19 protein-coding genes are annotated in these 22,707 nt (G+C 61.6%); 12 read left to right on the forward strand and 7 right to left on the reverse strand.

All coding sequences use genetic code 11. The annotated features are described in order from the left end of the window. Positions 1–97: 97 nt before the first annotated feature. The gene (gene metG, locus QD280_RS05425; protein WP_279838542.1) at positions 98–2,149 is read right to left on the reverse strand and encodes a methionine--tRNA ligase; all 2,052 of its coding nucleotides are present in this window, start codon (positions 2,147–2,149) and stop codon (positions 98–100) included. A 248-nt stretch (positions 2,150–2,397) separates the two neighbouring features. Between metG and QD280_RS05430 the strand changes: the two genes are divergently transcribed. Together QD280_RS05430 and QD280_RS05435 are read left to right on the forward strand one after the other, a co-directional pair. After that, positions 2,398–2,871: a TerB family tellurite resistance protein gene (locus QD280_RS05430; protein ID WP_052384628.1), complete on the forward strand. Its 474-nt coding sequence runs from the start codon at positions 2,398–2,400 to the stop codon at positions 2,869–2,871. 397 nt (positions 2,872–3,268) lie between these two features. After that, positions 3,269–4,888, forward strand: coding sequence for an alkaline phosphatase (locus tag QD280_RS05435; RefSeq protein ID WP_279838543.1), 1,620 nt, complete (start codon positions 3,269–3,271; stop codon positions 4,886–4,888). A gap of 204 nt (positions 4,889–5,092) precedes the next feature. Here the strand turns inward: QD280_RS05435 and QD280_RS05440 are convergent, their stop codons facing one another. Continuing rightward, positions 5,093–5,770 carry a cell wall hydrolase gene (locus QD280_RS05440; RefSeq protein ID WP_279838544.1) on the reverse strand — a complete coding sequence of 226 codons (678 nt, stop codon included), beginning with the start codon at positions 5,768–5,770 and terminating at the stop codon, positions 5,093–5,095. Between the two features lie 619 nt (positions 5,771–6,389). Here QD280_RS05440 and QD280_RS05445 point away from each other — a divergent pair. From QD280_RS05445 to QD280_RS05460, 4 genes are all read left to right on the forward strand, one after another. After that, complete coding sequence (locus QD280_RS05445) at positions 6,390–7,103, forward strand: RNA pseudouridine synthase (protein WP_159055855.1); 714 nt, start codon at positions 6,390–6,392, stop codon at positions 7,101–7,103. A 162-nt stretch (positions 7,104–7,265) separates the two neighbouring features. Further along, the gene (gene apbC / locus QD280_RS05450; protein ID WP_276315243.1) at positions 7,266–8,102 is read left to right on the forward strand and encodes an iron-sulfur cluster carrier protein ApbC; all 837 of its coding nucleotides are present in this window, start codon (positions 7,266–7,268) and stop codon (positions 8,100–8,102) included. A gap of 125 nt (positions 8,103–8,227) precedes the next feature. Continuing rightward, complete coding sequence (gene dcd / locus QD280_RS05455; protein WP_043334107.1) at positions 8,228–8,794, forward strand: dCTP deaminase; 567 nt, start codon at positions 8,228–8,230, stop codon at positions 8,792–8,794. A gap of 327 nt (positions 8,795–9,121) precedes the next feature. Beyond that, positions 9,122–11,107, forward strand: a complete 1,986-nt coding sequence (locus tag QD280_RS05460) for an autotransporter domain-containing protein (RefSeq protein WP_279838545.1) — start codon at positions 9,122–9,124, stop codon at positions 11,105–11,107. Positions 11,108–11,260: 153 nt separating this feature from the next. On the opposite strand, the gene purN is transcribed toward QD280_RS05460, so the two are convergent. After that, positions 11,261–12,037 (reverse strand): phosphoribosylglycinamide formyltransferase, encoded by a 777-nt coding sequence (purN, locus tag QD280_RS05465; protein WP_054556275.1) that lies wholly within the window; start codon positions 12,035–12,037, stop codon positions 11,261–11,263. After that, complete coding sequence (purM, locus tag QD280_RS05470) at positions 12,034–13,116, reverse strand: phosphoribosylformylglycinamidine cyclo-ligase (protein WP_054556274.1); 1,083 nt, start codon at positions 13,114–13,116, stop codon at positions 12,034–12,036. Before purM ends, purN begins: the two co-directional genes overlap by 4 nt. Positions 13,117–13,428: 312 nt before the next feature. Between purM and QD280_RS05475 the strand changes: the two genes are divergently transcribed. The 3 genes from QD280_RS05475 to QD280_RS05485 all read left to right on the forward strand — a co-directional run bounded on the left by QD280_RS05475 (position 13,429) and on the right by QD280_RS05485 (position 15,853). Beyond that, positions 13,429–14,538, forward strand: a complete 1,110-nt coding sequence (locus QD280_RS05475; protein WP_043334110.1) for an AI-2E family transporter — start codon at positions 13,429–13,431, stop codon at positions 14,536–14,538. A 40-nt stretch (positions 14,539–14,578) separates the two neighbouring features. After that, positions 14,579–15,277, forward strand: coding sequence for a DnaA regulatory inactivator Hda (hda, locus tag QD280_RS05480; protein WP_043334111.1), 699 nt, complete (start codon positions 14,579–14,581; stop codon positions 15,275–15,277). Positions 15,278–15,379: 102 nt separating this feature from the next. After that, positions 15,380–15,853: a phosphate-starvation-inducible PsiE family protein gene (locus tag QD280_RS05485; RefSeq protein ID WP_107336345.1), complete on the forward strand. Its 474-nt coding sequence runs from the start codon at positions 15,380–15,382 to the stop codon at positions 15,851–15,853. Between the two features lie 111 nt (positions 15,854–15,964). Here the strand turns inward: QD280_RS05485 and QD280_RS05490 are convergent, their stop codons facing one another. The 3 genes from QD280_RS05490 to QD280_RS05500 all read right to left on the reverse strand — a co-directional run bounded on the left by QD280_RS05490 (position 15,965) and on the right by QD280_RS05500 (position 18,563). Beyond that, the gene (locus QD280_RS05490) at positions 15,965–16,864 is read right to left on the reverse strand and encodes a hypothetical protein (protein ID WP_279838546.1); all 900 of its coding nucleotides are present in this window, start codon (positions 16,862–16,864) and stop codon (positions 15,965–15,967) included. 203 nt (positions 16,865–17,067) lie between these two features. After that, positions 17,068–17,505 (reverse strand): secondary thiamine-phosphate synthase enzyme YjbQ, encoded by a 438-nt coding sequence (locus QD280_RS05495; protein WP_279838547.1) that lies wholly within the window; start codon positions 17,503–17,505, stop codon positions 17,068–17,070. A gap of 149 nt (positions 17,506–17,654) precedes the next feature. Then, positions 17,655–18,563, reverse strand: a complete 909-nt coding sequence (locus tag QD280_RS05500; protein WP_043334115.1) for a LysR family transcriptional regulator — start codon at positions 18,561–18,563, stop codon at positions 17,655–17,657. 718 nt (positions 18,564–19,281) lie between these two features. Between QD280_RS05500 and QD280_RS05505 the strand changes: the two genes are divergently transcribed. From QD280_RS05505 to QD280_RS05515, 3 genes are all read left to right on the forward strand, one after another. Next, positions 19,282–21,303: a TonB-dependent receptor gene (locus tag QD280_RS05505; protein WP_279838548.1), complete on the forward strand. Its 2,022-nt coding sequence runs from the start codon at positions 19,282–19,284 to the stop codon at positions 21,301–21,303. Between the two features lie 441 nt (positions 21,304–21,744). Next, positions 21,745–22,206, forward strand: a complete 462-nt coding sequence (locus QD280_RS05510; RefSeq protein WP_043334117.1) for a flavodoxin domain-containing protein — start codon at positions 21,745–21,747, stop codon at positions 22,204–22,206. Between the two features lie 69 nt (positions 22,207–22,275). Beyond that, positions 22,276–22,692: a hypothetical protein gene (locus QD280_RS05515; protein ID WP_052384630.1), complete on the forward strand. Its 417-nt coding sequence runs from the start codon at positions 22,276–22,278 to the stop codon at positions 22,690–22,692. Positions 22,693–22,707 lie beyond the last annotated feature (15 nt).

A 22,707-nucleotide genomic window follows, 5' to 3' on the forward strand; every position in this document is an offset into this window, starting at 1 on the left:
AACGACAACGCCCCGCCAGAGAGTCTCTGGCGGGGCGTTGTGCTGAAGAGGCTTCAGTTGGGCTGAATCAGCGCAGCATCAGTGCATCATCAGTGGATCAAGTGACGCGCTGACCCGGCTTGGCGCCGGTGTGCGGCTCCAGCAGGTAGATGCCTTCGTCGTCACCGGCGGCCAGCACCATGCCCTCGGACACGCCGAAGCGCATCTTGCGCGGCGCCAGGTTGGCGACCATCACCGTCAGACGACCTTCCAGCGCTTCCGGCGCGTAGGCGGACTTGATGCCGGAGAACACGGTGCGCGTCTCGCCACCGATATCCAGCGTCAGCTTGAGCAGCTTGGCCGCCTTCTCGACGTGCTCCGCCTTGACGATCTTCGCCACGCGCAGGTCGGTCTTCATGAAGGTATCGAAGTCGATCTCGTCGGCGATCGGGTCGGCGTCGAGCGGGCTCGGCGCGGCCGCGGCTTCTGCCTTGGCGGTGCCGTCCTTGATCTTCTGCTCCTCGACCAGCACTTCGCGCGAGGCTTCGAGCATCTTGTCGATGCGCTCCGGCTCGACGCGCGTCAGCAGCGGCTTGAACTTGTTGATCGCATGATCGGTCAGCACGCTTTCACGGCTGGCCCAGTCGAGGCTCTCGAGGTTCAGGAAGTCGCGTGCCTTGTCGGTCAGCTCCGGAATCACCGGCGCCAGATAGACCATCAGCTGGCGGAACAGGTTGATACCCACGGAGCAGACGTCGAGCACTTCCTGCTCGCGGCCGTCTTCCTTGGCCATCGCCCACGGCGCCTTGTCGGCGATGTAGGTGTTGGCTTCATCGGCCAGCTCCATCACCTTGCGCATGGCGCGCGCGAATTCACGGGCTTCGAAGTCCGCCGCGATGCCTTCGCCAGCGGCGATGAAGCGCTCGACCAGCTCCGGCTCGGCGCAGGTCGCGGACAGCTTGCCGTCGCCGAACTTCTTGACGAAACCGGCGCAGCGGCTGGCGATGTTGACCACCTTGCCGACCAGGTCGGAATTCACGCGGGCGGTGAAGTCGTCGAGGTTGAGGTCGAGGTCATCGACGCCGGAGGTCAGCTTGGCGGCGAAGTAGTAGCGCAGGTATTCCGGGTTGAGGAACTGCGCGTAGGTGTCGGCCTTGATGAAGGTGCCGCGCGACTTGGACATCTTGGCGCCATTGACGGTCACGAAGCCGTGGCAGTTGACGCCGGTCGGGGTGCGCATGCCGGCACCTTCCAGCATCGCCGGCCAGAACAGGGCGTGGAAGTAGACGATGTCCTTGCCGATGAAGTGATAGACCTCGGCGTCGGAATCGGCCTTCCAGTAGCTGTCGAAGTCGATGCCCTGCTTCTCGCACAGGTTCTGGAAGCTGGCGAGGTAGCCGATCGGCGCGTCCAGCCACACATAGAAGTACTTGCCCGGCGCGTCGGGAATCTCGAAGCCGAAGTAGGGCGCATCGCGGGAGATGTCCCACTCGGCCAGACCCGCCTCGAACCATTCCTGCAGCTTGTTGGAAATCTGGCTCTGCACGCGGCCGCTCTTGGTCCACTCCTGCAGGAAGTCGGCGAAGTTCGGCAGCTTGAAGAAGTAATGGGTGGACGTGCGCATTTCCGGCGTGGCGCCGGAGATGGCCGAGACCGGATCGATCAGCTCGGCCGGCGTGTAGGCCGCGCCGCAGGCTTCACAGTTGTCGCCGTACTGGTCTTCGGTCTTGCACTTCGGGCAGGTGCCCTTGATGAAGCGGTCGGCGAGGAACAGGCCCTTGACCGGATCGAACATCTGCTCGATATCGCGTGTGGCGATATGGCCGGCATCGCGCAGCGCCAGATAGATGCGCTCGCTGTGGGCGCGGTTCTCCGGCGAGTGGGTGGAGTGATAGTTGTCAAAGCCGACGCCGAACTTGGCGAAGTCGGCCTGATGCTCGTCACTCACACGCTGGATCAGCTGCTCGGCGGTGACACCTTCCTGCTCGGCACGCAGCATGATGGCGGTGCCGTGGGCGTCATCGGCGCACACGTAATGGCATTCGTGGCCACGGCTTTTCTGGAAGCGTACCCAGATGTCGGTCTGGATGTACTCAAGCAGGTGACCCAGGTGGATCGACCCATTGGCATAGGGCAGGGCACTGGTAACCAGAATCTTGCGCGCTGACATGAGGCCTCGTCTTGACGGTAAAGGGCGCCTGCTGCGCAGTGCGCAGCGGCTCGCCGGGATGACTCGTGATAGGGGCGAATGCATCGCCCCGTCGGGATGGGCGCTACTATATCGCGAAGGTGCGGGCGGCGCGAAGGGCGCGTCGCGTCACTGGCAACGCTGGCGTGCGCAACTGCGAGGTTGCAACCCGTGCCGCTGCCCTCATGAAGGATTCAAGGACACTACATTTTCCGTTCCTGGAGGTCAGCATGCCAGCACAGCTATCCGTCGCCGGTCAGATCAATCGTCTCATCCGCCAGGTGATGATGCCCGGCAGCAACGCCCGTCCCAACGAGGAGCCCGGCCCGGAACTCGCCATGGCCGTGCTGATGTTCGAGGTGGTACGCGCCGATGACCATCTCGATGTGCGCGAACGTGAAGCCCTGGCGCGCCAGCTGGCCGAGCGCTTCTCGCTGGGGGATGAGGAACTTGCCAGCCTGCTGACCCAGGCCGAGCAGGATGCCGAGCAGGCCACGGACCACTACCGCTTCGTCAAGCAGCTCAACGAGCACATGAGCCTTGAGGAGCGCAGCGAGCTGATCGGCATGCTCTGGGAGCTGGCCTACGCCGATGGCGAGCTGGACCCGCAGGAAGAGCATCGCATCCGCCGTCTTGCCGGCCTGCTGCATGTCAGCCACAGCGAGTTCATCCGCACCAAGCTGGCGGCACAGCCAGACACCTGATCCGTCAGGAATTTTGGGAAGGGTGTCCCTGCCCACCCCTTAGGCACACTCCCCTATTACGACACCCCCAAACATGACGCCCCCGTTGCCAATGGCAGCGGGGGCGTCGTGTTTGCGACTTCGGGTCGCAGTGTCGTCTGTCATTGAAATGACATCTTTATGTCATCCTTTCGTCATGAATTGTCCTGTAGCCGGGCCATTGATATGGACGGCTCTGCTTGCGTCGTCAATAGTGAAGCGCATGCTCCAGTTGGCACCTTGGGTGCCGCCATGTGAGCAGATCGCGATTCATTTCTGACCAACAAGCGCTCCGTTCGAACACAGACGTACAGACTTGCACGAGTATCGTATGTGCCCGGGTAACACGGATGCCAACAACGATAAGGGAACACGGAAGATGACCATGATGATGCCTCATCAGAAACGGCAAGGACGATGGTGTCGAAAAGGGTGGGCCGTCGTTGCGCTGACGGGAAGCATGAGCTGGATGCCGCTGGCCAATGCGGCAGAGATCAAGAATGTCATTCTGATGATTGGCGATGGTATGGGGCCCCAACAGGTTGGCATGCTGGAGACATACGCCAATCGTGCGCCGGATTCGATATATCAGGGGCGTTCGACGGCACTCTACCAGCTGGCGAAGGAAGGCGTGGTGGGCGCTTCATTGACTCACCCTGAAGATGCCGTGGTAGTGGATTCGGCCTGTTCAGCGACTCAGCTCTCGACGGGTATCTTCACCGGGGGCGAGGTGATCGGCATAGATTCAGAGGGTAATCGGGTGGAAACCGTCCTCGAGCTTGCCAAACGAGTCGGCAAGGCCACCGGATTGGTGTCCGATACGCGCCTGACCCACGCGACTCCGGCGGCCTTCGCCGCCCACCAGCCGCATCGTTCACTGGAAAATGCCATTGCCGAAGACATGCTCATGACCGGGCCGGATGTCATGCTGTCGGGAGGGTTGCGTCACTTCGTGCCACAGTCCGTCAGTGAGCCGGGGGAAAGCGCGGGCAGCGTCGAGACGCTGATGCAAGGTGCCTGGTCGCCAACCTCCAAGCGCAAGGATGAACGAAATCTGCTCCAGGAAGCTGCAGATCAAGGCTATGGGCTAGCCTTTACGCGTGACCAGATGGCCGCACTCAATGGCACCAAGGTATTGGGGCTATTCGCCAACTCGGGTATGGCGGATGGTATCAGCTATCGAGATAGCCATGATGACCCACAGCGTCAGCAGCCGACCCTGCATGAGATGACCCAGAAAGCACTGTCAATGCTGGAACAGGATGATGATGGTTTCTTTTTGATGGTCGAGGGTGGCCAGATCGACTGGGCCGCGCATTCCAATGATGCGGGAACCATGCTCAATGAACTGATCAAGTTCGATGAGGCCGTGCAAGGTGTCTATGACTGGGCGCGAGAGCGAGACGATACAATAATCCTGGTAACGGCCGACCATGAGACGGGAGCATTCGGCTTCAGTTATTCCAGCGCCAATTTACCGGCAGCGCAGAAGAAATCAGGCCCTGCATTCGCAGATCAGGATTACGCTCCCAATTTCAATTTTGGTGACTTCTCGATTCTGGACAGTCTCTACGAGCAGAAGCAGACCTATTACGAGCTGCTCAGTGATTTCGAGGCACTACCGCAAGGTGAGCGCACACCGGCGCGCTTGATGGCGGCTGTCAATGGCAATAGTGACTTCCAGATTACCGAAGCCCAGGCAGCTGAAGTACTGGCCAACAAGCCCAACCCCTATCATGTGGATGGACATAGTTACCTCGGGGTCAGCGAGGTGCCGGCAGTTCACGACTTTGACGCCTTCTTCCCCTATAACGATCGCGGCAACCTGCTGGCGCGGGCATTGGCGACACAGCAAAACACCGTCTGGGGGACTGGTACGCACACCCATACGCCAGTCAACGTCTTTGCATGGGGGCCAGCCAACGACATCTTGCCGGTCTCGTCCATCCTGCACCATTCCGAGATAGGGCAGTATCTGAAGACAGTGGTAGCGAAGTAGTCGGACTCGGCCCATTACTGAAGATTGAGTGATGATATGAGCCAGAAGGCCCCTGATGAGTGAATCATCAGGGGCCTTCTGGTTTGTCTGATTCCTGTACGGTCTTTCCGTCACGGTCTTGTACGCGACATGGCGCTGACGTGCGGCATGTCAGGCAACTTGCTGGTGATGGTTCTACCCGTCATGCCCTGGTGAAAGGGTGAATCAGTTGCGATAGAACAGGTGCTGACCGATGCGCGCGGTGCGCACGAAGCGCTTGGCCCAGTAGGGCGTGGCGTAGCGGGCGTGGAAGTAGAGGGCGCCGTCGGTGACGTCTTCCAGTTGATGGTTGAGCGCCTGACGGGCCAGGTCGCGCGCTTCGGCGTAGGCGGCGGGTTCGCGAATGCGGTCTGAGCGCCCGTCACACCACCAGGAGAACTGGCAGCTGCCGCTTTCGCCGCCCTGCTTGACCACGCCGCACAGGCTGTCGGGGAAGCGCGGGTCGGCGGCGCGATTGATCACCACATTGACGATGCCCTGCATGCCGCTTCTGCCTTCGCCCTTGGCTTCCCAGTAGGCGGCGCGCGCCAGGCAGGTCAGCGGGTCATCCACCGGTCGCTGGCCGTTGGGGTCGATCGCCTTGGCGCCGGCCTTGCTGAGCAGCAGGCTCTCCGGCACATCGCTTTCGCCTTGCACCAGCAGGCTTTCCAGCCGTTCGGCCTTGACGGCTGCCTTGGCCGCGGTAGTCGGGGCGGCAGGCGCGTCCGAGGCGTGCGGCGCGGAGCAGCCCGCGGCCAGCGTCAGGCCGAAGATCAGTACCAGATGACGAAGCGTGCGTGCACTGCTGATGGCGTAGCGCCGAGTGTGAGTCAGTGGGCGGCGCGATGTGGGAGATAAACGCATGCAAGATACCTGTGAACGTGGCCTGGGAAGCGCAGCAAGGCGGGATGGCGCGCAGGGTCAATCCGGGTCGATCGCACACCTTCGGTTGGCGAGTCACTGACGGAGACTGAAGCGTTGGCCACCGGCTTCCTCGGTGGCGACAGTCGACGCGCAAGCGCATCAGTTTGCCTGACCCTGACCTTGTATGGTCCAGAGTGAGCTTCAACGCAACTCTGACGCTTTGCCGCGCAAAGGGTTCCGCAAGTGTCATCACGCGGTTGCGTGGCGGTGGCGCGGGTAGCGCATCGCGCCTGCCAGCGCATGATCAGGCGGGTCAGAGGCAGCCGGATCGCTTGCGCCAGAGGGGCGGATGACCAGGCGTAGTGGATCAGATGCGCTGGCGGAGAGCGTCAAAGGACCTGGTGATGAGCATCATATGATCTGCTCAAGCGCGCCGCGCCGATTTCTGGCCACGCAGCCTAGCATCTTCAGCGCGTCTCGTCCGTGCCATCCTCGGCGCATGCCGTTATCATGGCGGGCTAGCCTTGATGACCCTGTCAGGCTGTCCCACTTCTTTTTATCTGCGCTTCTGCGTGCTGCTGCTCTGCCTGTTGCCTGCGTCGCTGCCTCGAGAGTCCCCATGACCGAACCCGTCCGTCTTTCCAAGTTTCTGGCCCATCAGCAGGGCATCTCGCGCCGTGAGGCCGAGCATCTCATCGCCAAGGGGGTGGTACGTGTCGCGGGCGAGATCGTGGAAGCGCCTTTCTTCAAGGTCACCGATGAGGAAGTCACCGTCGATGAAGGCGCCAGCATGGCACCCATCGAGCCGCTGACCCTGGTCTGGTATCAGCCGCCGGGCACGCCGCTGCCGGACCCGCTGACCCTGCGTGACGGCGCGCCGCGCAGTGCGCTCGACAACAGCGGTGCCGACTGGCTCAAGGTGCATTTCCTGTCCCAGCAGCCGCTGGCCGAGCTCGGCGAAGACGAATCCGGTCTCGCCGTGTGGTCACAGAACCGTGGCGTGATCCGCAAGCTGGGCGATGACCTGGACCAGCTGGAGCAGGAATACGTCGTCGAGGTGGAAGGGACACTGGATGACGAAGGCCTCAAGCGTATCGGCTTCGCGCTGTGCGCCGACATCCGTGGCCGCAAGCCCAAGGTCAGCATCAGCTGGCAGAGCGACACCCGCCTGCGCATCGCCATGAAGCGGGTGCCGGTGGGGGGTATCCGCGGCGCGGTCGAGGAGCAGGGCCTCAAGGTCATCGAGGTGCGTCGTCTGCGTCTGGGCGCGATTCTGCTCGGCCGCATGGCGCCGGGCGAGTGGCGCTTCCTGCCGGTCGACGTGCGCTTCTGAGACGTGCGCTTCTGATTTGCTCCCAAGGCCATGGCTTCCTGAGGCATGGCTTCCATGGACATGCTTCATCGGCTTGGCCCGTGTAGCGGTGGCAGGCATACTGTGCCCATCGTGTTCCACGGCTTTTTTCGCTGACAGTTCAGACGCCTGCGCGCCACGTTCATCGCGCCGCGCAGGCCGTCACAGGAGTTTCAAGGTATGGAAGGTATCAAGCACATTGTCGCGGTCGCTTCCGGCAAGGGTGGCGTCGGCAAGTCCACCGTCACCGCCAATCTGGCGCTGGCATTGGCGGCGGAAGGTCTCAAGGTCGGCCTGCTGGACGCCGACATCTATGGCCCGAGTCAGGCGCAGATGTTCGGCGTGCCGACCGGCCAGCGTCCGGAAATGGCCGGTGAGCAGGTCTTCAGCCCCATCGAGGCGCATGGCATCAAGACCATGTCGATGGCCTATCTGGTCGACGTGAAGGACCCGATGGTCTGGCGTGGCCCGATGGTCGCCGGTGCCTTCCAGCAGCTGCTCAACCAGACTGCCTGGGGCGAGCTTGACGTGCTGCTGATCGACATGCCGCCGGGCACCGGTGACATCCAGCTGACCCTGTCACAGAAGGTGCCGGTCTCCGGCGCCGTCATCGTCACCACGCCGCAGGACATCGCACTGCTGGATGCCCAGAAGGGCATCGAGATGTTCCGCAAGGTCAAGGTGCCGGTGCTGGGTGTGGTCGAGAACATGAGCACTCACACCTGCAGCCAGTGTGGCCACAGCGAAGCGGTCTTCGGCGCGGGCGGTGGTGAGCGTATCGCCGATGAGTACCAGACTCGTCTGCTGGGCCAGCTGCCGCTGACCCTGAGCATTCGCGAGAATGCCGATGGCGGTCGCCCGAGCGTGATCGCTGAGCCGGACGGCGAAGTGGCCGCGAGCTTCCGCGCCATCGCGCGTCAGGTCTCCGAGTCTCTGGAAAGTGCCGGCGCAGACGAAGGCCCGAGCATCAGCTTCAGCTGAGCCCGACACGCCAGGCGCTAGCCGCGCGTGCCGAGGTTTCCAGCGACACAGCGGGCCGGTATCATGCTGGCCCGCGTTTCATGGCGCTCACGCGTCTCTCCCCATCAGTCAGTCAGGTACGCTCGATGAGCATCAAATCCGACAAGTGGATCCGTCGCATGGCCGAAAGCCACGACATGATCGAACCCTTTGAGCCCGATCAGGTGCGCTTTCACGATGAGCGCCGTGTGATTTCCTACGGCACTTCCAGCTACGGCTACGATGTGCGCTGCTCGGATGAGTTCAAGGTCTTCACCAACATCCATTCGGCGACGGTGGACCCCAAGCACTTCGATGAGAAGAGCTTCGTGGACGTGAAGGGTGACTCCTGCGTGATTCCGCCCAACTCCTTCGCGCTGGCCCGTACCATCGAGTACTTCCGCATTCCGCGTAACGTGCTGACCATCTGCCTGGGCAAGTCCACCTACGCGCGTTGCGGCATCATCGTCAACGTGACGCCGCTGGAGCCGGAGTGGGAAGGCCACGTCACCCTCGAGTTCTCCAACACCACCAACCTGCCGGCGCGTATCTACGCCAACGAAGGCGTGGCGCAGATGCTGTTCCTCGAGTCCGATGAAGTCTGCGAGACCAGCTACAAGGATCGCGGCGGCAAGTATCAGGGCCAGCGTGGCGTGACTCTGCCGCGTACCTGATACCCCTTGCTGCACGCTTGGGTATTGCGTTTACGCAAGTGACCTGCACGCGGCAAGACAAGAGTGTGGCAAGCCAGGAGCGCCTCCTTCGGGAGGCGCTTTTTTTTGTGTCTGCTTGTGCCTGCTCGTGGCGACGTGTGACGACGGTGGCAAGAGAGACGCCGATGGCAGGTAGCGAGAACGTGACACGCTCACAAGGCGCTGAGTCTTAGCCGGAAGTTGAACAAAACATGTGATTCAATCACTCGTTTTATTGCCTATGCTTGTCTGCAGGCCACCCCCAGAGTGGCTGCAGGACGGATACCTCCCACAAGCAAGGGGCACGCCATGCCATCGCGTTCACATCGCGCTGTATTCCCGCCGGCCAGCACCAGCGGCCTGGTCCGACGTTTCACCCTCAGCGGTCTCGCCCTCGCCATCAGCACCACCTTGCTGGCGACTCCCGCGCAGGCCTATTCCAATCTCTATCTCTTCGGCGACAGTCTGAGCGATTCCGGCCAGTTCCCCGATACCACCCTGGGCGGCCTCAACAGCTTGCGTTTCACCAACCGCAGCGGCCCGGATTACGAGACCTCGGCCTATGGCAGCGTCTCGACCCAGCTGCTGGCCACGGAACTGGGGCTGGCGGCAGAGCCTTCCACCTCGGTGATCTATCAGCTGGCCGGCTTCAGTGACGGCACCAACTACGCGGTGGGCGGCTATACCACGGCGCAGATTCTGGCCTCGGTGACCGACGAGGACGGCTCCGAGGTGGTCATTCCGCCGGGAAGTACCGGCGCGGGCACGGTGCTCAGGGTCGAGGATGGCTATCTGGTCAGCACCGGCGGCAGTGCCGACCCGGACGCCCTCTATTACGTCAACGGCGGTGGCAACGACTTCCTGCAGGGCGTGATCACCTCGCCGGCCACGGCGGTCGCCTCCGCCGGTAATCTGGCCTCCGCGGTGGAGGCGCTGGCAGCGGCGGGTGCCACCACCATCATGGTTTCCAACCTGCCGGATGTCGGCAGCACCCCGGCCGGCCAGTCGGCGGGCGCGGCGCAGGCGGCGGGGACCTCCGCGCTGGTAGGCGTCTTCAATGATGCGCTGGGCGCGCGACTGGCGGCGCTGGATGGCGAGGTCAACATCATCCGCCTGGATACCGTCGGCATTCTCGAGGAGGTGCTGGCATCACCGGCCGAGTTCGGCTTCGCCAGCGACGTGCCGCTGACCCAGGTGTGTTTCTCGGACAGCTGCAATGTCACGCCCTACGGCCTGGGCGGCGCAGCGGAAGACCCCGACAAGCTGCTGTTCAATGATGGCGTGCACCCGACCACCGCCGGCCAGGAGATTCTGGCCGACTACGCCTATGCGATGCTCGCCGCGCCCTCGGTGCTGGGGCTGGCGCCGCAGCTGGGCACGGGCGCGCTCAATGCCAGTCAGCGCAGCCTCGCCGATGAATTGCGTCCCGGTGCGCAGGACAGGCGCTCAGGGGAGGGCGTGCGCGTGTTCGCCATCGGCTCGGCGAGTGGCGGCACCGGCGATGGCGAGACCTCCAGCGGCCAGCAGGGCTTTGACAGCGAGCAGCGCGGTGCGGGTGTCGGCGTGATGCTGCCGCTGGACAACGCACTCGGCCAGGCCTGGGGCGGCGTTGCGGTCAGTCAGCGCAATGCGGACTTCGATGTCGATGATGGCAGTGAGCTTGAACTGGAAGGCCAGGTGTTCAGCCTGTTCGCGCGTCAGCAGCTGGGCAGGTTTGGCGTCCAGGCGGTGGCCAGTTACGGCGACTTCGATTACGACCTCGACCGCCATGTCGCACTGGGTCAGTCATCGCGCACCCTGTCCGGTGAGACCGATGGCGATGGCTTCAGCGCCGAGGCACGACTCGATTATCGCCTCACCGCCGCCGATTCGCTGTGGTACAACGCGCCCTTCGTGGCCTACCGCCATACCGAGTCCGACATCGATGGCTACACCGAATCCGGCTCCGCCGCCAACGCCCTGAGCGTCTCGGATCAGACGCTGCGCGATCGCCGGGTCGAGGCCGGCTTCATGGTCGACCGCGCCATCGCGGAGGGCTTCGGCCTCTACGGTGAGCTGGCCTACGGCAAGCGTCTGGATGATGACGCCGACAGCGCCGAGGTGCGTCTGGCGAGCCTGCCGACCAATGCCTACCGCGCCGAGGATTTGGATCGCGGCAGCGACAACTACCTGCGTGTCGACGGTGGCTGGCGCATGCAGCTCGGCCGCAATGCCATGCTGCATCTGGGCGCCGGTATCGAGACCTGGGATGAGGTGACGGCGCGCGGGGAGGTGGGGGTGAGTTACACCTTCTGAAAGCGAAAGCCATCGAGAGAGAAGTGAAGCTTGAAAACAAGAAGACCCCGCGACATCGGCATGTCGCGGGGTCTTCTGTTTTCAGCGCGCTATCAACTTGCTATCAGCTTGCTATCAGCTCAGTCGGCCTTGCCAGCAAGGCAGCGTCACTGATCAGTCTTCTTCGCCTTCCGGCAGCTCATCGCTGAGCTCTTCTTCCACATCGGCGTGGGAGAGGCGCAGGCCGCCCACCGGCAGGTTGTGGCCGTCGAGCTTGGCCACTTCCCCGTCGAGCTTCAGGCGGCCCTCGAGGAACCAGCGCACCGCGATCGGGTAGATCAGGTGCTCACGCGTGTGCACGCGCTCCTTGAGGCTGGCTTCGTCATCGCCTTCCAGCACGTTGGCGACGGCCTGGATCGCGACCGGGCCACCGTCGAGCTCCTCGGTGACGAAGTGCACGCTGGCGCCGTGTTCCTTCTCGCCGGCTTCCAATACCTTGCGATGGGTATCAAGCCCCGGCCAGGCCGGCAGCAGCGACGGGTGAATATTCATCAGACGCCCGAAGAAGTACTGCACGAACAGCGGCGACAGGATACGCATGAAGCCGGCCAGCACGATGAGGTCCGGTTCATGACGCTCGATCACCTTGATCAGCGCGGCGTCATAATGCTCGCGGGACTCATACTCCTCATGCGGCAGCGCCACGGCATCGACGCCGGCGTCACGCGCACGCACCAGACCATAGGCATCGGCCTTGTTGGAGATGACCGCGACCACGTCGCCGCCCAGCTCGTCGTGTTCCTGTGCTTCCAGCAGCGCCTGCAGATTGCTGCCGCTGCCGGAAATCAGTACCACGACGCGCGGGCGAACCGGCGCATCGTCTGCCTCGAAACCGTTGCCGAAGCCGCCGAGAGTGTCACCGTTGGAGGCGTTGGTATTCGGTTCGATCATGCGGACAGATTCTCCAGCTGGACCTGCTCTTCCATGCCGTTGCGGGCGCGGATGCTGCCGAGGGTGAAGACGGTCTCGCCCTGGGCTTCCAGGTGAGCGCGCGCGGCGGTGGCGTCGGATTCAGCGACGACCACGACCATGCCGACACCACAGTTCAGCACGCGGTGCATCTCGTGTTCTTCGACGTTGCCCTGCTGCTGCAGCCAGTCGAAGACCGCCGGACGCTTCCAGCTGGCGACGTCGATCTCGGCGGTGCAGTCTTCCGGCAGCACGCGCGGGATGTTCTCGAGCAGGCCGCCACCGGTGATGTGGGACATGGCGTGCACGGACAGGCCGCTTTCCTTGAGCAGCGACAGCAGCGGCTTGACGTAGATGCGCGTCGGCGCCATCAGGGCGTCAGCCAGCGGCTGGCCGTCGATTTCCTGCTCCAGCAGAGAGGCATCGGCGACTTCGAGAATCTTGCGGATCAGCGAGTAGCCGTTGGAGTGCGGGCCGGAGGAGGCCAGACCCAGAATCACGTCGCCTGCGCCGACCTTCTTGCCGTCGAGGATCTCGGACTTCTCGACCACACCGACGCAGAAGCCGGCCAGGTCGTAGTCGCTGCCTTCGTACATGCCCGGCATTTCAGCGGTCTCGCCGCCGACCAGCGCGCAGCCGGACTGCAGGCAGCCTTCGCCGATACCGGTGACGACGTCAGCGGCGATGTCGATGTCGAGCTTGCCGGTGGCGTAGTAATCGAGGAACTGCAGCGGCTCGGCGCCAGCGACCACCAGATCATTGACGCACATGGCGACCAGATCGATGCCGATGGTGTCGTGACGGTTGAGGTCCATGGCCAGGCGCAGCTTGGTGCCCACGCCATCGGTGCCGGTGACCAGCACGGGCTGGCGGTAGCCTGCCGGCAGTTCGCACAGGGCGCCGAAGCCACCCAGACCACCCATCACTTCCGGGCGGTGAGTGCGCTTGGCGACACCCTTGATGCGTTCGACGAGGGCGTTGCCTGCATCGATATCGACACCTGCATCCTTGTAGCTCAAGGAAGTCTTGCTGGGCGAGGAGTCCTGGGGGCGTTGCGTCATGTGAGGTTCCTGTCGGTGCGGCCTGGGCGGTGAGACACGATCGATCGCGGGAAAAGAAAGGCGGCTATTGTAGCATTGCGCTTCGCGGCTGACACTGTGCCGATTCACAAAACCGCATCAAAATGTGAAAAGGCCGCCACGCCAGTCATGGCAGGCCTTGTCGCACCTTGGATGGCGCCGGGGGAGGCAATGTCAGACGCGTGAGCGGCGCGTGTCTTGTGGGTGACTCGGCGACAGGCAACAATGGGTGATGCGTGCGCCGTCGGCAGTCAGCCGTCACGAGTGCCCCACGGCTTGTCTCAAGGAGTGAAGATGCAGCGTAAATGGTGGTTGCTGGCCGCAGGCGTGGCCTTCCTCGGCCTGTTGGTGATGCTCGAACCGATTCTGATGCCGTTCTTCATCGGCATGATTCTCGCCTATCTGGGTGACCCGCTGGCCGACTGGCTGGAAGACAAGGGCCTGTCGCGCCATCTGGCGGTCACGCTGGTGTTCAGCGTGCTCTCGGTGGTGTTGTTGATTGCGCTGCTGGTGCTGGTGCCGCTGCTCGGGCGTCAACTGGCGCAGTTGATCAGCTTCATGCCGGTGGTCTTCAACTGGATACGCGAGACGGTGCTGCCGGAAATCCAGTCATTCACCGGGCTGGATTTCAGCGCCGACTTCGATCAGGTCCGCTCGCTGCTGCTGGGCAACTGGAAAGAGACCGGCACCTTCGCCGCCGCGCTTCTGGGCACCGTCTCCAAGTCCGGGCTGGCGATGGCCATCTGGCTGGGCAATCTGGCGCTGATTCCCGTCGTCACCTTCTATCTGCTGCTCGACTGGGACCGCATGAAGGAGAAGCTGCAGGGCCTGCTGCCGCGCCATATGGAGCCCACCGCCACGCGTCTGGCGCATGACTGTGATGAGGTGCTGGGCGCCTTCCTGCGCGGGCAGCTGCTGGTGATGCTGAGTCTGGGCATCGTCTACGCCATTGGCCTGGCGATCATCGGGCTCAAGTTCGCGCTGTTGATCGGCCTGGTGGCGGGGCTTGCCAGTATCGTGCCGTATCTGGGCGTCATCGTCGGTATCCTGATCGCGGCCACGGTGGCCTTCTTCCAGTTCGGCGAGTGGTGGGCGCTGCTGGCGGTCGGTGGAGTCTTCGCGCTCGGTCAGCTGCTGGAAGGCGTGGTGCTGCAGCCGCTGCTGCTGGGCGACAAGATCGGTCTGCATCCGGTCGCGGTCATCTTCGCGGTGATGGCGGGCGGCCAGCTGTTCGGCTTTACCGGCATTCTATTGGCCCTGCCGGTGGCGGCCGTGATCATGGTGCTCTTGCGTTATCTGCATGATCGCTATAAAAACAGTACTTTATATGACCAACAGCGTGATTCTCGCCCCGCGGTGGCAGCAGATCAGCCAGCGCCGCCGGCGGCAGAGGATACCCAGTGATCGAGAGACGAGATCACGGCAACAACAATCAGCATGACGGATGGCAATGACTCAGGGACAGATGGCACTCGGCGTCGGGGTACGTGACGCCGCGACCTTCGACAACTACCACTTCACCTCGACCTCGCTGGCGGAGGCCCTCAAGGGGCAGCTTGCCGACGGTGGGGAGCCCTTCGTCTATCTGTGGGGCGGCGAGCAGAGTGGGCGTAGCCACCTGTTGCAGGCGGCCTGTCATCTGGCGGGCGAGCAGGGCAAGCGTGCCTTCTATCTGCCGCTCAATGAGCTGGGTCACTTCCCGCCGCACATGCTCGAAGGGCTGGACGAGATGGACCTGGTCGCCATCGATGACCTGGATGTGGTGATCGGTCGTCAGCGCTGGGAAGAGGCGCTGTTCCACCTCTACAACCGCCTGCGCGACGGCGGGCGGCATCTGCTGGTCAGCGCCAGCTGCGCACCACGCCTGCTGCCCGTCATCCTGCCGGATCTCGCCTCGCGGCTCTCCTGGGGTGTCACCTTCCACCTCTCGGGGCTGGATGACGCCCAGCGCCTCGAAGCGCTCAAATTGCGTGCACGTGACCACGGCCTTGCACTGCCCGACGAAGTCGCCCGCTACATCCTGCATCGCGGGCCGCGCAGTCTGCCGGGCCTGTTCGCGGCGATGAGCGAACTCGACAACGCCTCGCTCTCCGCCCAGCGCAAGCTGACCATTCCCTTCGTCAAGCAGACGCTCGGCTGGTAGGGCAGCGCCTGCGCGGGCCCGGTGGCCCTATCTTGCCTTCATCACGACCGCGGAACCGATATTGCAGTCTCTTTCCATCATCTCTGTCTGAGGACACGCGGCATGAACAGGTTAGACAAGCATCGGGAGCGCATGCACAAGCAAGCCAACTCGATCGGCAACTTCCTGGTCGAAGGCTTTCACTATCTCGGCCTGTTCGCCATCGGCGGCGCGATTGCCATCGCCTCGGTATCGGCCTTCTTCGAGATGTTCGCCAAGGGCTCGGCCAGCGTCGATGACATCCTGCTGCTGTTCATCTATCTCGAACTCGGCGCGATGGTCGGTATCTACTTCAAGACCAACCACCTGCCGATCCGCTTTCTGCTCTACATCGCCATCACCGCGCTGACGCGCTACCTCATCGGCGATGTCTCCCACCACAAGGCCCCCGATATCGGCCTGCTCTACCTTTGCGGCGGCATCTTCTTCCTCGCCCTCTCGGTACTCGCCGTGCGCTTCGCCTCCTACAAATACCCCTCCAGCAAAGCCATCGACCCGATGGGCGGCACGGTAGGGGACGAGGACTCGACACGATAAGCCCATGTTTCAGTAGCTCCTGGCAACAAAAAAGGCCGCGATCACTCGCGGCCTTTTTAAGGATGATTTTAGTTTTTTATTGATATTGTTTAGATGTTAATTGGCTGTTCATTAGTAGGGTTTGTCGCGATGTTTGTAGATATCATTGAAGCTATCTAATGGTTGAATTTTTTGTGTATGTTTACTTTCATTTATGCCATTGTTGATATAAATTTTTGTTGGTTTAATGTCGTTGAAGTTTTGACTGATTGGTTTTTTTGCTAGTGTTTCCGTTACACTATCAGAACTGTTGATGAGCACTGTCAGTGTCGCCCACCACTCATCGGCTTCTTTCAGATATGCCTTTATAAGCTTGTTGTCTTTTTTTGTTGGCGCGAGCTCTCCCATGAAGTCCAATACTAAAAGATTGTTTTTGATCTTTCTTGCAGCAATTTTGATTTTTATTGAACCAATCTCAGATGAAGTTTCTATCTTTGGATTTTTCCCTATTATAGAGCCGGCTATAGCGCCAAAGCCACCAAAGGTTAAACCACCAATGCTCGCACCTATAATACCACCTGTCATACCAGACGACATTTTTGAGATAGGCGAATCATCAACTTCTAATGCAATCTCTATTATATCTTTTTTATGTAGTTTTATAGTGGAGTTGGTAATGGAGTTGATGAGATAGGCGTGTGTCATATCTTTGTCTACAATAAAAGATATATTGTTCTTATTGTATGTTCTATATGGATTGATGTTGTGTGACCCTATTCTTTCTCTTAGTGCTACTTGTTGGCTAAAGGCGCTCTGCGGTTCTTGATCTTTGTTCATTATGTAGCAGATTGAAGATATAAAGCCTGCTATAAACGATAAAGGCATAGTGTAGTCTTCAGCCGTATCATAATCGAAAATTATAAATATTGTTGGGAATATTACTATGGTAAAAACAAACCCTCCCAATAATGTCATGCTTATGATGATGGCAATAGCCATGCCAATTCCCAGCGGTTTATCTGAAGGCACCATGGAGAGTTTTGTCCTTTTGAGTTTATTTGGCACGCTTGACAAAGAAGCATGTCCTATATTTATTGTCAGATACTGTTGTTTAAGCTACATTTTATTCAGGTTTCGATATTTATAAGATGGTAGCTTTGTTTTCTCTTAGGTGCGTGAATTATAGTTGTTTTAGGAATTGATAGTGAAGCTAAAAGTAGAATTTAGTGGGTAATCTATTCACAGTTTCCACTCAGCGTCAGACACAGCCTGCGGCTGCCGCCGTGGTCGCGGTGTTCACCAAGCCAGATGCCTTGCCAGGTGCCGAGGGCGAGGCGGTTGACGCCGCGACGGGCTTCGACGGGAAGTGTGAGTTGGGTGCCGAGCAGACTGGCGAGCACGTGGGCAGGCATGTCGTCATCGCCTTCAAGCGTGTGGCGGAAGTAGGGCAGGTTGCCAGGCACCAGGCGGCGCAGGAAGGCGTCCATGTCGTGGCGCACGTCGGGGTCGGCGTTCTCGTTGAGGGTCAGCGAGGCGGAGGTGTGCAGTAGCTGCACATGCAGCAGGCCGACACTGACCAGCGGCATCTTGGCCAATGCCTGTTCCACCTCGTCACTGATGAGGTGAAAACCGCGCTTGCGGGCGGAGAGGGTGAGAGTGTCGCGTTGCCACATGAGAAGCCCTGCCTGTCGTTGATTCAGTACATGCTAAACATGACAAGCCAGAACGCAAAAGGCCAGCCCCTGAGGGCTGGCCTTTTTTGCTGCGTGCCGCGCTGATTCATGTCACCGCGAGGGTGAGAGTCAGCGTAGCAATGCCGCCATCAACCGGCAGTGGTGGCGGCTTCGCTGACGGTGCGGCGGGCGGCCTTGGCGGTGACGCGCTCCGGCTCTGACTTGCCGATCTCGCGGGCGAGCCAGTCGGCGAGCATGCGCACACGGGTCGGGATCGGGCCACGCGGCAGCAGCATGCCGATCTCGACCGGCGGGATCTCGCTGCATTCCAGACGCTTGAAGGACTGGCCGTTGCGCTCGCTGAGGGTGTTGACCCAGTCGGTCGGCAGCACGGCGCGAATCAGGCCATCGGCCACGTAGTCGGTGAGGACTTCGAGGTCATCGGACTGGATGTGATTCGGGCGCGGGTCTTCCGGGTGACGCGAGAGGGAGGTGCCGGACACCAGCGGTTCCAGTTCGCCCCACGGCAGTTCTTCCGGGTTCTCGACATGAGAGGCCGCGTAGGCCGCCTGATGCCAGTGGGTCAGCGGGCGGAAGACGTGGGTGCTGCCGGCCAGATGCGGGAAGCCGATCACCAGGTGCGGCTGATTCTCGAGAATCTCGCGACCGTTGTGCCACAGCTTCAGCTTGATATCGACGCCTTCGTGCTCCGACAGGAAGCTGGTCAGCGCGTGACCCAGGAAGTGACGACCCAGCGACGGCGTGGCGTGGATACGGATGGTACCGGTGAGGTCTGACTGGCGGTCTTCGATGGCGCGGTGCGCTTCATCATCGAGATTGGCCATCGAGCGTGCGTAACGGTAAAGGGTCTCGCCGGCTTCTGACAGGCGAATGCCACGATGACCACGCTCGACCAGGCGAGTGCCGAAACGGCCCTCAAGGGCGTCGAGGCGACGGCTGACGGTGGACTTGGGCAGGCGCAGACGTTCTGCTGCGCGGGACAGGCTGCCGAGGTCTGCGACCATCAGGAAGGTGTTGTAGGCGTCGATATCGCTCATCGAATAGGTCCGGTTGTTCAGAGGGTCGGGGTGCGCCGTCAGGGAAACACCCACCTTGTACGGGCCAAACGGGCCCGTTGCAGCGCCAGTCGCTGCACAACGGATTGCCTGTCGATGACCGTGCCCCTCAGGCCGCAGGGGGATGCCCCGGGCAAAGACGCGCTCATCGATCAACAACCGTCACTGCCAGCCGAGCACCTCAGCGCGCGGCGACAGGTCTTGCATCTGCTGCAGATATCCTCAGGGCCGAAGCCATGACAGGGCACTGCCTTGGCGCGACAGCAAGCGCCCTTAATCTGAGCACGCTAACTATATCACTCTGCTCGTAGTGTTGCATCTAAAGTCGCATGCATTGCGCAAATCCGATCTCCGCCGGACGAAACTCTGCCGTGAAGCGAGAAATTTGCGTGGGCCAAGCACTTGTCGAGGCATGTCGGCTAAGACGTCAGTGGCTGGCGATGGTTCCGTATCTGATGACAGACAGGTGATAAAAAAGTGAATTTGGTGGCTGGATGGGTGAAAAAGTGTGCAAATCGGGCCGTTTTTGGCAGTTGAGGCACAATCCGGCGCTGCAAGAGGCGAGAAATGACGCGGCCTGATTGCAGAAGTTGCAGAGCGGCGTTGCAGGAAGTGTTGATGACGCAAATGTGCAAACGCGTGCATTATCTCGTTCGCAAAGAGAATCATTATTATTATTAATCTTGGGAACCCTCCGCTCATGACCGATCGCCTCTCTCCGTGCGTGGCAGCCAGCGCTTCCCGCGCCGTTGCTTTCACTCCGCGTCCGCTGGTGGCAGCCATTGCGCTGCTGTGTGCCAGTACTGCCCATGCAGAGACGCTGCAGATGGACACGCTGCAGATCGAGGACGATCGCCTCAACGCGACCGCGGTCATCGATAGCGAAGAGATCGCGCTGCATCAGGCGCATGATCTCAAGGATGTGTTCCGTGATACGCCGTCCGTCACCGTCGGCGGCACCACCGCCTCATCCGAGATGATCTACGTGCGCGGTCTGGAAGACACCAACCTCAACATCAGCGTCGATGGTGCCAGCCAGAACGGCTACCTGTTCCACCACAGCTCCAGCTTCAACATCGAGCCGGAACTGCTCAAGCGCGCTGAAGTCCAGGCCGGACCGGGCGCCGCCGACAATGGCCCCAACGCCCTGGGCGGCAGCATCAAGTTCGTCACCAAGGATGCCCAGGACCTGCTCGAGCCGGGTGAGACCTTCGGCGGCATGGTCAAAGGCAGCACTGAGTCCGCGGCAGATGCCGTCAAGGGCACGCTGTCCGTCTACGGTGAAGTCGCGCCGAACGCGGGCCTGCTGTTCTCGACCAGCGCACGCAACAGCGATGACTACCGCACCGGCGGCGGTGATGAAGAGGAAGGTACCGGCGGCCATCAGCGCAGCTACTTCGGCAAGTTCAGCCTGCTGGATCAGGGCGCACATAGCCTGCGCATCAGTGCCGAGCACAACGAGGACAGCGGCATCTACTGCACGCGTCCCAACATGGAATGTCAGCCGTTCAACAACGTGAAGGTCGACACCGAGCTGAGCCGCGACACCTATACCGCCAACTATGACTATGAGCCGGGCTCGCGTCTGGTGGACGTGCACACCAACGTCTTCCACACCAAGACCGAGCTGGACCGCACCACTGTCTCCACCGGCGCTGAGCTGAACGCCGATGTCGAGAGCTACGGCGGTGATCTGAACAACACCTTCCGTTTCGGCCCCGAGGACATGAACAACCGCCTGACGCTGGGTAGCGATTACGTCTACGACGAATCCAGCACCGGCAGCTTCGACGAGAAGGCCCGCAACCTCGCGCTCTACGCCCAGCACCGCATGACGCTGGGCGCGGTGGACCTGTCCTTCGGCGCGCGTGTCGATGACTACAAGACCGAATACGCCAATGGCGAGACGCTGGATGACACCGATGTCAGCCCGAACGCGAGCCTCAACTGGCGCGTCGGCGGCGGTGTCGAGCTGTTCACCGGCTACTCCACGGCAGTGCGCGGCAACAAGGGTCGTGAAGCCATCCTGGCCGACGATGGCGTCGGTGTCGGCGAGACGCTGACCGTCGAGCCGGGTCTCGAGGCCGAGACCTCGCGCAGCACCGAGATCGGCGCGCGCTGGAAGGGCAATGACCTCCTCACCCAGCGTGACCGCGCTGGCCTGGAAGTCACCTACTTCGATACCCACTTCGACAACTACATCACCGATGAGACCGTCGGCAGCGAAACCACCATCTACAACATGGAAGGCATCGTCACCAGCAAGGGTGTCGAGGCGCGTGCCACCTACGGCATCGGCGGCTGGGACATGACGCTGGGCTACCTGACCATGGACCTGGAAGACAACCAGGGCGAGACCGTGGTCGACGACATGGGCCTGGGCAACCAGACCGGTGATCGCTGGAGCCTGGACAACCGCTACACCTTCGTTGACCCGCAGATGACGATCGGCTGGACCGTGACCGCCTACGAGCGCCTCACCGACCTGCCGGATGATCAGAGCGAGCGCGCCGGTTACGCCACGCACGATGTCTACGCCAGCTGGGTGCCGCGTGACATGCAGGACCTGACCCTGACTGCCGGTATCTACAACCTGTTCGACAAGGAATATACCGACCAGAACACCTACTTCCTGGAACCCAACAGCGCACGCGGCATCACGACGGGCGCCATCACCAGCCCGGGGCGTGACGTGCGTCTGTCAGTGGCGTATCGCTTCTGATCAGAAGGCTCTGAACCCGCAAGTTCGCACCTGACAGGGATTCATCGCCAGCGGTCGTGATCCAGGCTCGCAACGCAGGATGCTTCACTGGCAAGACCCTCGCAGCGCCATCGTGTTCTTCACGGTGGCGCTGTTTCGTTTGCGGGGTGCTCAGAAGGGGCTGCCTGCGTCTCGCGGCCACGCTGTGCTATCGATTCATCAGACCAGGCCCGCCTGCTGCCTGTGTCTCGCGGCCACGCGGTGCTATCGATTCATCGCACCAGGCCCGCCTGCGTCCCGCAGGCGCGCTGTGCTAACGATTCATCACACCAGGCCCGCCTGCGTCTCGCAGGCGCGCTGTGCTACCATCGCGACCAAATGTCGGAGAGCGTCTGCGCGACTCTTCGCACTGCACTCACGTTCCCGCCACTGGCGGGTGATCGTTCGAATAAGGAAGGATGCATGGCGCTTCTGAAGATTTTTGTCGGCACGATGTATGGCGGTTCACTGGATGTGGCCGAGCAGGTTCAGCCGTTGTTCGAGCAGGCCGGCTACACGGTCGAGGTGCTCGACCAGCCGACACTGGCCGACCTGACTGACGCGCGCCCTGATCTGGCGCTGTTCGTCACCTCCACCACCGGCAGTGGCGATGTGCCGGGCAACCTGACCGGCTTCCTCAATGCGCTGTCTGCCGAGTCCCCGGCGCTGGATTGGCTGCGTTACGGTCTGATCGCCCTGGGCGACAGCTCCTACGGCGAGACCTACTGTGGCGCGGGGCGTCATTTGGATGAGCGTCTGGCCGACCTGGGTGCCACGCGCCACGGCGAGCGCCTCGAGATCGACGCCATGGAAACCTTCATGGCCGACGACGCGGCGCTGCCGTGGGTCGAGAGCTGGATTCCGACCCTGCCGGCCACGGCCTGATCCTGCGGCGGTGGGGTCGCCCGCCGCCTGCTTCTTCTGTTGTCCGTTCTTTCATCGAGACTGCTTCACATGCCGAAACTGAATCCTGATCATCCGCGTGCCCGCAACCTGACGCCGCAGCGCGTCTCCGTGCTGGCGGGTCTGGCGGTGGTAATGGTCGCCAATATTCCGCGTTTCCTGATGAGTGGCGAGAATACGCGTCTGATGCTGATCGTCGGCTTTGCCGTCGCCGTCAGCGCGCTGGGCATCTATATCTATCGCCAGCTGTCAGAGACCGCCAAGGCCAAGGTGCCGACGATGATGCGTCGCCTGCTGGTCTGGCTGGTGGTGGGGCTCGCGGCGATGGCAGCGTTCAACTTCGCCGCGCCGATGCTCAACCGCCCTCAGGAAGGTGCGCTAGAGGTGCTGGTCGATGGCCTGACGCTGGGCCTGCTGGCGCATGTGATCAGCATGTGGATGCAGCGCCGCCGTGGTGAGGAAGGCTGAGCCTCGATACTTGCG

It is taken from the genome of Cobetia sp. 1AS1 (assembly GCF_029846435.1).
Taxonomy (GTDB): domain Bacteria; phylum Pseudomonadota; class Gammaproteobacteria; order Pseudomonadales; family Halomonadaceae; genus Cobetia; species Cobetia amphilecti.